The sequence below is a fragment of the Pseudoroseomonas cervicalis genome (genome assembly GCF_030818485.1).
GTDB classification, from domain to species: Bacteria; Pseudomonadota; Alphaproteobacteria; order Acetobacterales; family Acetobacteraceae; genus Pseudoroseomonas; species Pseudoroseomonas cervicalis_A.
This window is the reverse complement of sequence record NZ_JAUTAJ010000005.1, coordinates 160691-175128: the sequence shown is the minus strand read 5'-3', so window position 1 is coordinate 175128 and position 14438 is coordinate 160691. Positions and strand designations below refer to the sequence as shown.

Here is a 14438-nt window from a genome sequence, read left to right as displayed (position 1 = left end):
GGCGCGCGGCGGGATGGCCAGGTTTTATCTGTAATTTTATCCATGTCCTGAACCCGATGGCCCAGGCCGCGTTGCAGCCGCAATCGAAGCATGAGCGGGGCCAGATGGCGGCGGGGCGGGGCAGGGGCGGTCGGGATGCGGCGCGGCGGGCGATGCTGCTGGCCGTGCTGCCGCTGGCCGGCTGCGATGGCGTGCAATCCGCCCTCGACCCGGGCGGCTTCGAGGCCGCCGCGGTGGCCCGGCTGTTCTGGGTGATGCTGGGTGGCGCCGTGGCGATCTGGCTCGGCGTCATGGCGCTGGCGCTGTTCGCCCAGCGCCGCCGCGGCGAGCCCTGGCCCGAGCGCCGCGCGGGCCGCCTGGTGCTGTGGGGCGGCGCCGTGGTGCCGACGCTGATCCTGGCCGCGCTGCTGGCCTATGGCCTGGTGCTGATGCCGGCGCTGCGCGAGCCCGGCGGCCCCTTGCGCATCGCGGTGGAGGGCGAGCAGTTCTGGTGGCGGGTGCGCTACCAGGCGCCCGGCCAGGCCCCGGTGGAGGCCGCCAACGAGATCCGCCTGCCGCGCGGCCAGCGGGTGGAGCTGAGCCTCTCGGCGCGCGACGTCATCCACTCCTTCTGGATCCCGGCGCTGGCCGGCAAGATGGACATGATCCCCGGCCGCGCCACGCGGCTGGTGCTGGAACCGACCGAACTGGGCCGCTTCCGCGGCGCCTGCGCCGAATTCTGCGGCGCCTCCCACGCGCTGATGGCCTTCACCGTCGAGGTGATGGAGCCGGAGGCCTTCGCCGCCTGGCTGCGCGCCCAGGCCGCCCCCGCCCCGGCGCCGGCCGAGCCCCCCTTGGCCGAGGGGCAGCGCCTGTTCCTGGCCGAGGGCTGCGGCGCCTGCCATGCGGTGCGCGGCACCGCGGCGCGCGGCCAGCTGGGGCCCGACCTGACGCATCTCGGCAGCCGGCCCAGCCTCGGCGCCGGCCTCCTCGACAACACGCGCGAGCACCGCATGCGCTTCATCCGCGAGACCGATCGCCTCAAGCCCGCCGCCCGCATGCCCGCCTATGCCGGGCTGGCGGAGCCGGAGCTGGCCGCCATCGCCGATTGGCTGGGGAGCCTGCGGTGACCGCGCCAGAACTGCCCCAGGCCGAGGGCACGCCGCCCGACCCCGAGCTGGCGAAGGCGCAGGAGCGGCGGCTGGTCGCCGTCTGGGGCTCGCAGAAAGGCTGGCGCTACTGGCTGGCGGTGAACAACACCGAGGTGGGGATGTGGTACACCACCACCGCCTTCGCCTTCTTCCTGTTCGCCGGGCTGCTGGCGCTGCTGGTGCGGGTGCAGCTGGCGGTGCCGGACAATGATTTCCTGTCGGCCGGCCTCTACAACCAGGCCTTCACGCTGCACGGCACGGCGATGATGTTCCTCTTCGCCGTGCCAATCTTCGAGGCGGTGGCGATCCTGCTGCTGCCGGCCTTCCTGGCGGCGCGCGACCTGCCTTTCCCGCGCCTCTCCGCCTATGGCTATTGGTGCTTCCTGATCGGCGGCGTCTTCGTCTGCGGCTCGATCCTGTTCGGCGCGGCGCCGGATGCCGGCTGGTTCATGTATCCGCCGCTGACCACCCGCACCGACCTGACCGGCATCGGCGCCGATATCTGGCTGCTCGGCCTCTCCTTCATCGAGGTCGCCTCGATCGCCGCGGCGGTGGAGCTGATCGTCGGCGTGCTGAAATGCCGCCCCCCCGGCATGCGCATCAACATGATGCCGCTCTATTGCTGGTATGTGCTGATCGTCGGCGGCATGATCCTGTTCGCCTTCCCGCCGCTGATCGCGGGCGACATCCTGTTCGAGCTGGAGCGGCTGGCCGGCTGGCCCTTCTTCGACCCGGCGCGCGGCGGCGACCCGCTGCTGTGGCAGCACCTGTTCTGGATCTTCGGGCACCCGGAGGTCTACATCGTCTTCCTGCCCTCGATCGCGCTGATGGCGATGATCGTGCCGACCTTCGCGCGGCGGCCGATCATCGGCTATTCCTGGATCGTGCTGGCGGCGGTGGGCACCGGCTTCCTCAGCTTCGGGCTGTGGGTGCACCACATGTTCACCACCGGCCTGCCGGCCATCTCGCTCGGCTTCTTCTCGGCGGCCTCCGAGGCCGTGGCGATCCCGACCGGGGTGCAGATCTTCGTCTTCATCGCCACCATGCTGGCCGGGCGCGTCGTGCCCTCGGTGCCGATGCTCTTCGCCGGCGGTTCGCTCGCCATCTTCGTGGTGGGCGGGCTGACCGGCGTGATGGTCGCCATCGCGCCCTTCGACTGGCAGGCGCATGACAGCTACTTCGTCGTGGCGCATCTGCACTACGTGCTGATCGGCGGCATGCTGCTGCCGCTCTTCGCCGGCGCCTATTATTTCTTCCCGCTGGCGACGGGCAAGAAGCTGTCCGACCGGCTGGGGCGCTGGGTGTTCTGGCTGATGTTCGCCGGCTTCAACATCGCCTTCCTGCCCATGCATGTCACTGGGCTGCGCGGCATGCCGCGGCGCGTCTTCCGCTACCCGACCGGCCTCGGCTGGGACTGGCTGAACCTGGTCTCCACCCTGGGCGCCTTCATCTTCGCCGCCGGCGTGCTGCTGTTCGCCTGGGATGCGCTCTGGGGCCATCGCCGCCGCAGCGACACGCCGCGCAACCCCTGGCAGGCCGGCACGCTGGAATGGCTGAACCCGCTGCCGGCGCCGGATTGGGGCGTGCGCTCGGTGCCGCGCATCGCCTCGCGCTATCCGCTCTGGGACGATCCGGACCTGCCGCGCCGCATCGATGCCGGCCAGGGCTATCTGCCCGACGCCGAGGAAGGCCAGCGCGAGACGCTGGTGACCTCGGTGCTCGACGCCCGCCCGATCCAGTGCCTGCGCGTGCCGGGGGACAGCGTGCTGCCGATGCTGGCGGCGCTGCTGACCGGTGCGGTGTTCATCCTGACCACCTTCCACCTCTACTGGACCGGGCTGCTCATCGGCCTCGGCGCCATCGCGGTGATCCTGGTCTGGCTGTGGCGCGGCACCGCCATGGTGCCGGAGAAGCCGGAGAAGGATGTCGGCCAGGGGCTGCGCCTGCCGCTCTACGCCTCCGGCCCGCAATCGGTCGGCTGGTGGGCGATGTTCATCACCATGACCGGCGACATGACGGCCTTCGCCAGCCTGGTCTTCGGCTATTTCTTCTTCTGGACGGTGCATCCGGTCTTCCCGCCGACGGATGCCGCCGGCCAGCCGCTCGGCCCGGGGCTGCTCTGGCCGGGGCTGGCCTTCCTGGCGCTGGCCGGCAGCTGGCTGTGCATGCTCTGGGCGCGCCGGCGCAACGCGGCGGGCAGCGCGGCGGGGCTGCGGCTCGGCCTCGTCCTGGCGCTGCTGCTCGGGCTCGCCAGCGGCGCGGCCATGCTCTACGCCCCCTGGCAGGCCGGGCTGCAGCCCACCACCCATGCCTATCCGGCGACCGTCTGGGTGCTGCTGGGCTGGGCGGCGCTGCATCTGGCGCTCGGCGCGCTGATGCAGGCCTATGGGCTGGCGCGCAGCCTGGCCGGACGGCTGACGGCGGAGCGCGACATCGATCTCCACAACATCGTGCTCTACACGCATTTCGCCGCCCTCACCGGGCTGGTGACGCTGGCCGTCACCGCGCTCTTCCCCCTGGTCGCGTGAGGCGCCGATGCCCTTCTGGCTGAACCGCGACAAGGCCAATCTCTGGACGCTGCTGGCGCCGCCCACCATCTGGGCGCTGCATTTCCTGCTCTGCTACGGCTATGCCGCCATCGCCTGCGCCAAGGCGCCGGACATTTTTGTCAATCAGCCCACCACCCGCCTGGTCATCGGCGTCGCCACGCTGCTGGCGCTGCTGCTGATCCTGCTGGCCGGGCGGCAGGCGCACCGGCATTGGGGCGGCTTCGACGCCGCCGACCCGCCGCATGATGCGCCGACCGAGGCCGACCGGCAGCGTTTCCTGGGCTTCGCCACGCTGCTGCTGGCCTCGCTCAGCGCCGTGGCCGTGCTGTTCACCGCCCTGCCGGCGCTGACCGTGGCGGATTGCCGGTGAGCGCCGCCCGCCGCCCCTCCATGGCGCTGTGGCTCGGCCTGGGCGTGCTGGCCCTGGCCTGGGGCGGGCCGCTGCGGCTGGCGCTCGGCGCCTCCTTCACCGGGCATATGGTGATGCATATGGCGGTGGTGGCCGTGGCGGCGCCGCTGCTGGCCATCGGGCTGTCCGGCACCGCCCTCGACCCGGCGCGGCGCCTCCGCGCGCGCGCCGCCCCGCTGCTGGCGGCGCTGCTGGAATTCGCCCTGGTCTGGGGCTGGCACGCCCCGGCGGCGCATGCGGCGGCGCAGGCGCATCCCGGCTGGAAGGCGCTGGAACAGGGCAGCTTCCTGCTGGCCGGGCTGCTGGTCTGGTCCGGCTGCCTGGGCGCCGCCGCGGGGCAGGGGGCGCGGGCGGCGGGCATGGTCGGGCTGCTGCTGACCTCGATGCATATGACGCTGCTGGGCGGGCTGCTCGCCCTGGCGCCGCGCCCGCTTTACGACCATGCCGGCTGCCTCTGGCTGGACGCGCTGCAGGACCAGAGCCTGGGCGGGGTGGTGATGCTGCTGGTGGGCGGCGCCGCCTATCTGGCCGGCGGGCCTGTGGCTGGGCGCGCGGCTGCTGGAGGCGCCCGCGGATGATCTGGCGGAGGAAGCCCCATGACCCTGCGCATCACCTGGCGGCGGGCGCTGCTGGGCCTGGGCGGCCTGGCGCTGGCCGGGCTGCTCTTCGCCTGGTCCGGGGTGCTGTATATCGGCGCCACCGGCGGGCACAGCGCGCCGGTCGGCTGGTTCCTGCACTGGGTGATGCAGAACTCCATCCGCACCCATGCGCTGCCCCACCAGGCGCCCGACCTGTCCGATCCCGCCCTGCTGCCGCGCGGCGCCGGGCATTACGCCACCTCCTGCGCCCCCTGCCATGGCGCGCCCGGCCAGCCCCAGAGCCCGGTCCTGGCGCAGAGCACCCCGCCGCCGCCCGCCCTGGCCCAGGGGCTGGCGGATTGGTCGGCGGAGGAGCTGTTCGTCATCATCCGCCATGGCGTGCGCTACAGCGGCATGCCGGGCTGGGTGGCGCCGGCGCGGCAGGACGAGGTCTGGGCCATGGTCGCCTTCCTGCGGCAGATGCCGGGGCTGGACGCCGCCCGCTACCTGGCGCTGGCCGAGGCCGGGCTGCGCCGCGACCCGGCCGCCCCGCCCGCCACGCCGCCGGGGCTGGAGGGGCTGGCGACGCGGCCCGGCGGCGGCGCCCTGGCGGCATCGCTGCGCGATTGCGCCCGCTGCCATGGCCTGGACGGGCTGGGTGCCGGCACCGCCTTCCCCATCCTGGCGGGGCAGAGCGCCGCCTATCTGGAGGCCACGCTGCGCGACTATGCCGAAGCGCGGCGGCAGAGCGGCATCATGCAGCCCGCCGCGGCAAGGCCGGAGCCCGGCCAGCTGCGCGCCCTGGCCGAGCACTACGCCGCCCAGCCGCATCCCGGCCCCCCCGCCCCCGCCGCCGATCCCGCTATGCTGGAGGAAGGCGGCCGCCTGGCTCGGGAAGGGTTTGCCCTGCGCGGCGTGCCCGCCTGCCTGTCCTGCCATGGCGGCGCGGCGCTGGCGCGCAACCCGGCGCTGCCGCGGCTGCACGGCCAGCATGCGGGCTATCTGGAGAACCAGCTGGCCCTGTGGCGGGAGGGGGCGCGCGGCGGCGGCGAAAGCCCGCAGGTGATGGCGGCGATCGCCGGCCGCCTCTCGCCCGGGCAGGCGCGGGCGGTGGCCGCCTGGTTCGCCGCCGCCGGCGCCGTGGACTAGTCCAGCGTGATGCCGAGATCGCGGATCAGCGGCACCCAGACATCGCGCTCGGCCTTCAGCAGCGCGTCGAACTCCGCCGGGCCGCCGGGCAGGGGCTCGATGCCGGTGCTGCCCAGCCGCTCGCGCACCGCCGCATCGGCGAGCGCCGTGCCGAGCGCAGCCCCCAGCCGCGCCACCACCGCATCCGGCGTGCGGGTCGGCACCACCATGCCCTGCCAGGCGGCGGCCTGGAAATTGGCCAGGCCCAGCGCCTCGGCCACCGTCGGGATATCGGGCAGGCTGGGATGGCGGGCGGCGCCGCAGACCGCCAGCGGCCGCGCGCCGCGCCCGTCGCGCAGATAGGCGCCGCCCGAGGGGATATCGAGGATCGCCGCCTCGAACCGCCCGGCCACCAGGTCGTTCATCGCCGGCGCGACGCCGCGATAGGGGATGTGGTTGAGCTGGATGCCCGTCTCCCGCGCCAGCCGCGCCATGGTCAGATGGTGCGGGGAGCCGATGCCGGGCGAGCCGTAATCGATCCGCCCCGGCTCGCGCTTCGCCGCCTCCACCAGCTCGGCCGCGCTGCGCAGGCGGGAGTCCTGCTTCACCGCCAGCACCAGCGGGAAGCGCGCCATCAGGCCCACCGGGCGGAAATCCTTCGCCGGGTCATAGGGCAGGCGGGCGAAGAGGGCGGGGTTGAACACCAGCGTGCCATTGTCGGCGCTGAACAGGGTCAGCCCGTCGGGCGGCGATTTCGCGGCGGCGTCGGCGCCGATATTGGTGGCCGCGCCCGGGCGGTTGTCGATCACCACCGGCTGGCCCAGCTCGCGCGACAGGGCGGCGCCCAGGATGCGCGCCAGCGCGTCGGTGCCGCCGCCGGCGGGATAGGCGACGATCCATTTCAGCGGCGCGTTCGGCCAGGGCGTGCCCTGGGCGCGGGCCGCGCCGAGCGGCGCCAGAGCCAGGGGAGAGGCGGCCAGGGGAGAGGCTGCCAGGGCATGCAGCAGCCGGCGGCGGGCAAGGGACGGCATGGGCGTTTCCGTATCGTTGTTGGGCCACGGCCAGGGGCCAGGGCAAGACCCGGCCATCGGAGCATGCGCCGCCGCGCCGCACCAGGGCCGGCGCGGCGGCCCCCCGGGCGAGCCCGGCCTCAGCCCAGGGTGAAGGCCTCGTGGATCGAGGATTGCACCGCCCCGCCCAGCACCGCGCCGCCGCCCGCCACATGGATCCAGTCGCCGATGGCGACGGCGGCCACCGCATGGCGCGGCGTGATCATCGGCGCGTGGCGCTGCCAGGAATCGGCCTCGGGGTCGTAGCTTTCCATCTGGCCGAACACCTTCGCCACCACCGGCTGGCCGTTCTGCAGGATGCCGCCCTCGCCGCCCATGCACCAGAGCCGGCCGCGATAGACCACCATGCCATGGCCGGAGCGCTCGGTCGGCATCGGCGCGCGCTCCTCCCATGTGTCCTGGCCGGGCAGATACACATGATGCATCGCCGTGTTGTACTGGAAGGTGTTGAAGCGGCCGCCCACCACATGGATGCGCCCGGCATGCGCCACGCAGCCGACATGGTCGCGCGCCGCCGGCAGCGGGCGCCGCAGCTCCCATTTGTCCGCCGCCGGGTCATAGACCTCGTGCCAGGCGATGCTGGCGCGCTCCGGCGCCGGATCCGTCGCGCCGCCGATCAGGTGCAGCCGGCCCTCCAGCAACACCGCCGCGGCGGCGCCGCGCGGGCGCGGCAGCGGCGCGATGGGCTGCCAGCGATCGCTGGCGATATCGTAGAAAAAGGCCTTGTCGTCGCAGAGCCGGTTCTGCTGGATGAAGCCGCCCAGCGCATAGACGCGGCCCGCATCGGCGGCGACCGCCACATGGTTGGCGCCGCGCGGCAGCGGCGCCGCATCGAACCAGCGGTCATTGGCCGGGTCGTAGATCGAGTGGTAGGCGCGGTCGAACCGCCCCTCGCCATAGCCGCCGACGACATGCATGCGGCCCTGCCAGGCGGTGGCCCAGGCCATTTCGCTGCGCGGGATCGGCATGGCGGCGCGCGCCGCCCAGCGGCCTTCCGGCCCGGCCGGGGCGGGGCTGTCGAAGACGCGCTGCGCCTCCTGCGCCGGGGTCAGGTGGTGCGGCGCGCCGCCCTGGAAGACATTGTGGTAGGGGTCGGGGGAGGGCAGCGCCTCGCGCAGCGAAGGGCCGTGCCCGGCATGGCCCTGCGCCCGCGCCAGGGCGGGCGCGGCCAGCAGTCCGGCCGCGCTGCCGATCAGGTGACGACGCTTCATCGCTGCTTCCCCCCAGGATCCGGCGGCCCGCATCGCGCCGCCGGCCGAGTATTGGGGCCGGCCCCGCAATGTCAATGCGGGGCCGCAATGGTGGGCGCCGCTTCGCGGCCGGAGGCCCCTATTCGGCGGCGGCGCGGTTCGGGGCGGAGAGCACGCCGCGGCGGATCTGGTCCTCCTCGATGCTTTCGAACAGGGCGCGGAAATTGCCCTCGCCGAAGCCGTCATCGCCCTTGCGCTGGATGAACTCGAAAAAGACGGGTCCGATGACATTGCCGGAGAAGATCTGCAGCAGCAGGCGGGCCTGCTTGTGCTCCACCACGCCCTCGCCATCCACCAGGATGCCGTTCCTCTTCAGCCGGGCCAGATCCTCGCCATGGCCGGGCAGGCGGGCATCGACGCGCTCGTAATAGGTGTCGGGCGGCGCCGGCATGAAGGCCAGGCCCGCCTCGCGCAGCCCTTCGATGGTGGCGTAGATGTCGTCGCAGCCGCAGGCGATGTGCTGGATGCCCTCGCCCTTGTATTCGCGCAGATATTCCTCGATCTGGCTTTCCTCATCCGCGCTCTCGTTCAGCGGGATGCGGATGCGGCCATCCGGGCTGGTGAGCGCGCGGGAGAACAGGCCCGTATACTCGCCCTTGATGTCGAAATAGCGGATCTGCCGGAAGTTGAAGAGCTTGGCGTAGAATTCGTACCAGACATCCATGCGGCCGCGATGCACATTGTGCGTCAGGTGGTCGATGTAGAACAGCCCGGCGCCCTGGGGCGCGGGCTCGCGCTCGCCCAGCCATTCGAAGCCGTTCTCGTCATAGACCGAGCCCGTCTCGCCATAGCGGTCGACGAAATAGAGCAGGCTGCCGCCAATGCCCTTGATCGCCGGGATGTCGAGGGTGAGGCCGCCTTCCATGGCATTGGCGGGCTCGGCGCCGAGTTCCAGCGCGCGGCGATAGGCGTGCTGCGCATCGACCACGCGGAAGCCCATGGAGGGCACGCTCGGCCCGTGCAGCGCGGCGAAGCGCGTGGCGTGGCTGCCGGGGTCCTCGTTCAGCAGGTAGTTGATGTCGCCCTGGCGGTAGAGCGTCACCTTCCGGCGCGGATGCCGCGCCACCGCGGTGAAGCCCATGCGGTGGAACAGGGCGTGCAGCTGCGCGGGCTCGGGATGGGCGTATTCGACGAAGGCGAAGCCATCCGTGCCCATCGGATTGTGCTCGGAGAGGCTGGGGCGCGGCGCGTCATGCGGGAAGGGGCCCATGGAAGTCTCCTGCCGGTTCGTTGTTCCGGCCAGGATAGGCGCGGCCTCGTGCACGGAGTGTGCAAACCGCGCCTTGTGGAGCAGGATAGCGCACGGATCATGCATAAGGGGCCCGGATCATGCACGGAAGCGTCGAGCTGGACGGTTTCGACCTGCGCCTGCTGGCGGCACTGCAGGAGGAGGCGCGGCTGACCAACCAGCAGCTGGGCGAGCGCATCGGCCTCTCCGCCTCGCAATGCTCGCGCCGGCGCGGCGCGCTGGAGGCGGCCGGGCTGATCCGCGGCTACCGCGCCGAGCTGGCGGCGGAGCCGCTCGGCCTGCAGGTGCTGGCCTTCATCCAGGTCACGCTCTCGGCCCATAGCGGGGAGAATTCGCGCCGCTTCCGCGCCTTCCTCGACAGTGTCGAGGAGGTGCAGGAGGCCTATGCGCTGACCGGCGACACCGACTACCTGCTGAAGGCCTGTGTCGCCGATCTCAACGCCCTGTCGCGCCTGGTGAACGAGGTGCTGCTGGCGCATGACAGCGTGGCGCGGCTGCGCTCCTCCATCGTGCTGGAGCGGCTGAAGCAATCGGCGCGGCTGCCGCTCGGCGCGCTGCGGCGGCCGGACGGCTGAGCCGCGCCCGGCTCAGCTCGCCTTGATGCCGGCGCGCTGGATCACCGCCTCCCATTTGGCGATCTCGGCGCGCAGGAAGGCGCCGCTGCTCTCCGGCGTGCTGTCGGTGACGACATCCATGCCCTGGGATTGCAGGGTGCGGTTGTGGCGCGGATCGGCCACCACGGCGTTGATGGCGGTATTCAGCCGGCGGACGATCTCGGGCGGCGTGCCGGCCGGGGCCAGCACCATGTGCCAGGTGAAGGATTCATAGCCCGGCACCGTCTCCGCCACCGTCGGCAGATCGGGGTAGAGCGGCGAACGCTGCGCAGCGGTGATTGCCAGGCCGCGCGTCTCCCCTTTCTGGATGAACGGCATGCCGCTGGAGATGACGTCGAGCATCATCGCCACCTGGCCGCTCAGCAGGTCGGGCATGGCGGCGGTGGAGCCGCGATAGGCGACATGCGTCACCTCCAGCCCGCCGGCCATGGAGAGCAGCAGCTCGGTCGCCAGATGGATCGAGCCGCCATTGCCGTTGCTGGCGTAGTTGTACTTGCCGGGGTTGTTGCGGAACAGCGCCAGCAGCTCCGGCAGGGTCTGCGCCGGCACGTCGCGGTTGACCATGACGACGTTGTGGATGCGCCCGATATGCGCGACCGGCTGGAAATCCGCGATCGGGTCGAAGGGCAGATGCGGGAACAGCGCCCGCGCCACCGCATGCCCCACCGTGGTGTAGAGCAGGGTGTAGCCATCCTTCGGCGCCTTGGCGACGGCGTCGCTGGCGACGATGACACCCGAGCCGGTGCGGTTCTCCACCACCACCCGCTGGCCGAGGCTGCGCGACAGCTCATCGGCGACCAGGCGGGCGGGCAGGTCGGTCGGCCCGCCGGCGGAGAAGGGCACCAGCAGCCGGATCGGCTGGCTGGGCCAGGCCTGGGCGCGGGCCAGGCGGGGCAGGAAAAGCGGCGCGGCGGCGGCGGCCAGAAGCTGGCGGCGTTGCATGGGCGGTATCCCGGTCCGGTTGTGGACCCTGTGCCTGGCGTGGCTTTTTTGGTCGTTGCGGGCGCGGTCGTTGCCGCGCCCGGTCGTCTCGCCGGGATCAGGTCCCGACGCGCAAAGGTGCCCGCAGCTTGCGCAGGCAGGCGATCACCGAAAGGGCGGTGATCTTGCCCGTCTTCGGATTCTCCGACGGGATGTTCTCGATGGTCATGGAGAAGCTGGCCGAATCCGCCTCCACCTCGATGCGGTGGGTGTTGCGGGTCAGCGCCGGGTCCGCCCAGATCTCCAGCGTGGTGCGGTCCGGCCCGATGCCGGCCAGCGACAGCGCCACGGCGACGTTGAGATTGGCCGGGAAGCCCACCGCCGCCTCGCGCGGCGTGCCGTTGAAGATGCGCAAGGGTTCGCGAATGTCGTCGATGGCGATGTTGTGCTCGACCAGATAGGGCGCGCCCACCAGCCCGCGCACCGGCTTGCGGGTGACCATGCGCACCGCGCGGATCTCGCCCTCGGCCGCGGCCAGCACGGCGTCCAGCCCGAGCAGCGCGCCGGTCGGCACGATGATCTGGCCCTCGGTCTGGCGCGCCAGCTCGATCAGCATCTCATGCTGCAGCAGGGCGCCGGCGCTCAGCACCACCACCGATTTGCCGGCGGCGAGGAAGGGCTCGGCGATCTCCGGCAGCAGGGCGGCGGGGGCGCATTCGACGACGAGGTCGGCGAGCGGCTCCAGCGCCGCGATCTCCAGCACCGGCACCGGGCGGCGCAGGGTGGAGAGGCGCGCGGCGGCCGCCTCCCGGTTGCGGGCGGAGACGGCGACCAGCTCGCAGCCGGGAATGCCGGCATCGAGCGCGCGGGCGACCTGCAGGCCGACGGCGCCTAGCCCGGCGATGGCGATGCGGAGCGGAGGCTTGGCCAAGGCGATCATCCCGGAATTGTCTCGCCGCCATCACAGCCCCGTCATGCCGGGGCGACAACCGAATTTGCCGCCCGCCATGGATGCGCTAGGCTCATGCATGGCCCGCCGCACCCTGCCGCCCCTGAACGCCCTGCGCGGCTTCGACGCCGCCGCCCGCCATCTTTCTTTCAGTCTGGCGGCGGCGGAGCTGGGGCTGACCCAGGGCGCGGTCAGCCGGCAGGTGCGGGCGCTGGAGGAATGGCTGGGCCAGCCCCTGTTCCGGCGCATGACCCGCCGCGTCGAGCTGACCGAGGCCGGGCGGGCCATGGCGCGGCTGGCGGCGGAGACGCTGGACACGCTGGAGGAGGGGTCGGCGCGGCTGCGCGGCGGCGCCACCCGGCAGCGCCTGGTGCTGGGGGCGCTGCCCAGCATCACCTCGGCCTGGCTGATGCCGCGGCTGGACCGCTTCGCCCGCCGCCATCCGGAGCTGGAACTGCGGCTGCTCTCCTCGATCGAGCCGGCGGTGCTGGCGCCGGGGGCGCTCGACCTCGCCATCCGGGTCGGGCCCCTGCCGGGGCGGCGCTATTCCCCGGGTGCGCCGCGTGTCGACCTGCAGATGGTGGCGGGCTGGGAGGGGGTGGTGGCGGAGCCGCTCTTCCCGGACGTGCTGGTGCCGGTCTGCCGGCGCGACCTGCTGCCGGGCGGGCGGCCGCTGCCCGCCGCGGCGCTGGCGCAATTGCCGCTGCTGCACACCACGACGCGGCCCGGGGCCTGGCCGGACTGGCTGCGCGCGCAAGGGGTGAAGCGGATCCCGGATCCCGGAGCGGGGCCCGGCTTCGGCCATTTCTTCATGGCGCTGGAGGCGGCGCGGCGCGGCGAGGGGGTGGCGCTGCTGCCCGATATCCTGCTGCCACCGCTCGCCGAGGGCGGCGCGCCGGAGGGGCTGCTGCGCGCCAGCACCGCGCGGATCGAGAGCGCCGGCGACTACGCCCTGCTGCTGCCGGCGGCGCGGCTGGCCGAGCCTGGCCTGGCCGCGCTCCGCGCCTGGCTGCTGGAGGAGGCGGCGGCGATGCGCGCCGCCCCCGGCTGAGCCCGGCGCCTCACCAGAAGCCGAGCAGCTTCCACCACAGCATGCCCAGCGTGGCGAAGATCACCAGCTCGCCCACGCACATGGCGAAGCCGACGCGCCACCATTCGCCGAGCGAGACATAGCCGCTGCCGAAGATGATCGGCGAGGTGCCGGTCGCGTAATGCGTCAGCGTCATCATGATGGTGGAGCCGGCGACCATCATCAGCAGGAAGGGGATGTGGTAGTCGGGCGGCACCAGCTGCACGCCGACGGTCAGGAAGGCCAGCATCATGGCGCTGATATGCGCCGTCGTGCTGGCGAAGAAATAGTGCGAGAAGACGAAGAGCAGCACCAGCAGCCCCGCCGCCAGCTCCCACCCCATGCCGGCGGCGATGATGCCGTCGCGCAGCCCGGCCGAGAACCAGGCGATGACGCCGGTCTTGTTCAGCTGCTCGGCCATCATCACCAGCGCGCCGAACCAGATCAGCGTGTCCCAGGCGCTCTTCTCGGACAGCACGTCGTCCCAGTCGATGGTGCCGGTGATGATCAGCGCGAACAGGCCGACAAAGGCGACCGCCGTCGGGTCGAGCGTGAAGGCCGGGCCGAACAGCATGGCCGGGATATTGGCCCAGAGCACCAGCAGCAGGGCGAAGGTGCCGATCATCACCTTCTCCGGCCCGCTCAGCGGACCCATGCGCTGCAGCTCGCCGCGGGCATAGTCGATGGCGTGCGGCGTGGCGCGGATCTCGGGCGGCGAGAGCAGCATCAGCGCCAGCGGCATCAGCACCAGGCAGGCCAGGCCCGGCAGCAGCATGCACAGCGCCCAGGTGGTCCAGGAGAGGTGGAAATTCTGGTTCGTCACCCGCGCCACATAGTCCACCACCAGCGGGTTCGGCGCCGTCGCGGTGACGAACATGCCCGAGGTGATGGTGTTGGCATGCATGTTCACCAGCGCCAGGTAGGAGCCGATCTTGCGCTCCGTGCCCTTGGCCGGGTCGGAATCGAAGGCGCCGGCGATCGACTTCATGATCGGGTGCACGATGCCGCCGCCGCGCGCCGTGTTGCTCGGCGTGAAGGGGGCCAGCGCCAGCTCGCAGGCGGCGATGCCATAGCCGATGCCGAGCGTCCGGCGGCCGAGCAGCGAGATGAACATCAGCCCGATGCGGCTGCCGAGCCCGGTCTTCTTCAGCCCGCGCGACACCAGGATGGCGACCACGATCAGCCAGATCAGCGGATTGGCGAAGCTGGCCAGCGCATCCGCCACCGCCCCGCGCGAGGAGGTGGAGGTAACCTGGGACAGCGAGACGATGACGATCGCCATCATCGCCATCACGCCGATCGGCATCACCTTGAGGATGATGGCGACGATGGTGGTCAGGAAGATAGCGACCAGCCCCCAGGCCTTGGGGGTCAGCCCCTCCGGCGTCGGCACCGCCAGCAGGGCGAAGAGCACCAGGGTGGTGATGATCGCGGGCTTCAGCCGGAAGGGCACCGCGTCGTTGAAATAGATGAACATGGCCCGGATGCGCTCGAGCACGGCCTTCCTCCTCCTGTTCCGCGC

At 72.2% G+C, this 14438-nt stretch carries 13 protein-coding genes; 7 read left to right on the top strand and 6 right to left on the bottom strand.

What is annotated here, in order from left to right; translation table 11 throughout:
- The first annotated feature begins 56 nt into the window (after positions 1 to 56).
- From coxB to QE401_RS22385, 5 genes are read left to right on the top strand one after another with little or no spacing between them, the layout of a single operon-like run.
- On the top strand, positions 57 to 1109 hold the full coding sequence (gene coxB / locus QE401_RS22405; protein WP_307140424.1) for a cytochrome c oxidase subunit II: 1053 nt from the start codon (positions 57 to 59) through the stop codon (positions 1107 to 1109).
- Positions 1106 to 3658: a cytochrome c oxidase subunit I gene (gene ctaD / locus QE401_RS22400; RefSeq protein ID WP_307140423.1), complete on the top strand. Its 2553-nt coding sequence runs from the start codon at positions 1106 to 1108 to the stop codon at positions 3656 to 3658. Before coxB ends, ctaD begins: the two co-directional genes overlap by 4 nt.
- A gap of 7 nt (positions 3659 to 3665) precedes the next feature.
- Positions 3666 to 4049, top strand: a complete 384-nt coding sequence (locus QE401_RS22395; protein WP_307140422.1) for a hypothetical protein — start codon at positions 3666 to 3668, stop codon at positions 4047 to 4049.
- Positions 4046 to 4666, top strand: coding sequence for a cytochrome c oxidase assembly protein (locus tag QE401_RS22390; RefSeq protein WP_307140421.1), 621 nt, complete (start codon positions 4046 to 4048; stop codon positions 4664 to 4666). The genes QE401_RS22395 and QE401_RS22390 overlap by 4 nt, the downstream gene beginning before the upstream one ends.
- Positions 4667 to 4684: 18 nt before the next feature.
- Positions 4685 to 5815 carry a c-type cytochrome gene (locus QE401_RS22385; protein WP_307140420.1) on the top strand — a complete coding sequence of 377 codons (1131 nt, stop codon included), beginning with the start codon at positions 4685 to 4687 and terminating at the stop codon, positions 5813 to 5815.
- On the opposite strand, the gene QE401_RS22380 is transcribed toward QE401_RS22385, so the two are convergent.
- From QE401_RS22380 to hppD, 3 genes are all read right to left on the bottom strand, one after another.
- Complete coding sequence (locus QE401_RS22380; protein WP_307140419.1) at positions 5812 to 6825, bottom strand: Bug family tripartite tricarboxylate transporter substrate binding protein; 1014 nt, start codon at positions 6823 to 6825, stop codon at positions 5812 to 5814. The genes QE401_RS22385 and QE401_RS22380 overlap by 4 nt on opposite strands.
- Positions 6826 to 6944: 119 nt before the next feature.
- Positions 6945 to 8075, bottom strand: a complete 1131-nt coding sequence (locus QE401_RS22375) for a Kelch repeat-containing protein (RefSeq protein WP_307140418.1) — start codon at positions 8073 to 8075, stop codon at positions 6945 to 6947.
- Between the two features lie 118 nt (positions 8076 to 8193).
- Entirely contained in the window at positions 8194 to 9324 is a 1131-nt protein-coding gene (gene hppD / locus QE401_RS22370) for a 4-hydroxyphenylpyruvate dioxygenase (RefSeq protein WP_307140417.1), read from the bottom strand.
- Between the two features lie 119 nt (positions 9325 to 9443).
- On the opposite strand from hppD, the gene QE401_RS22365 reads away from it, so the two are divergent.
- Positions 9444 to 9938: an Lrp/AsnC family transcriptional regulator gene (locus QE401_RS22365; protein ID WP_307140416.1), complete on the top strand. Its 495-nt coding sequence runs from the start codon at positions 9444 to 9446 to the stop codon at positions 9936 to 9938.
- A 12-nt stretch (positions 9939 to 9950) separates the two neighbouring features.
- On the opposite strand, the gene QE401_RS22360 is transcribed toward QE401_RS22365, so the two are convergent.
- Both QE401_RS22360 and QE401_RS22355 read right to left on the bottom strand, forming a co-directional pair.
- Positions 9951 to 10919 (bottom strand): tripartite tricarboxylate transporter substrate binding protein, encoded by a 969-nt coding sequence (locus QE401_RS22360; RefSeq protein ID WP_307140415.1) that lies wholly within the window; start codon positions 10917 to 10919, stop codon positions 9951 to 9953.
- Positions 10920 to 11016: 97 nt separating this feature from the next.
- Positions 11017 to 11838, bottom strand: coding sequence for an aspartate dehydrogenase (locus tag QE401_RS22355; protein ID WP_307140414.1), 822 nt, complete (start codon positions 11836 to 11838; stop codon positions 11017 to 11019).
- 88 nt (positions 11839 to 11926) lie between these two features.
- Here QE401_RS22355 and QE401_RS22350 point away from each other — a divergent pair, with 88 nt between their 5' ends.
- Positions 11927 to 12898, top strand: coding sequence for a LysR substrate-binding domain-containing protein (locus QE401_RS22350; protein WP_307140413.1), 972 nt, complete (start codon positions 11927 to 11929; stop codon positions 12896 to 12898).
- A gap of 10 nt (positions 12899 to 12908) precedes the next feature.
- Here the strand turns inward: QE401_RS22350 and QE401_RS22345 are convergent, their stop codons facing one another.
- Positions 12909 to 14414 (bottom strand): DASS family sodium-coupled anion symporter, encoded by a 1506-nt coding sequence (locus QE401_RS22345; protein WP_307140412.1) that lies wholly within the window; start codon positions 14412 to 14414, stop codon positions 12909 to 12911.
- Positions 14415 to 14438: the final 24 nt, after the last annotated feature.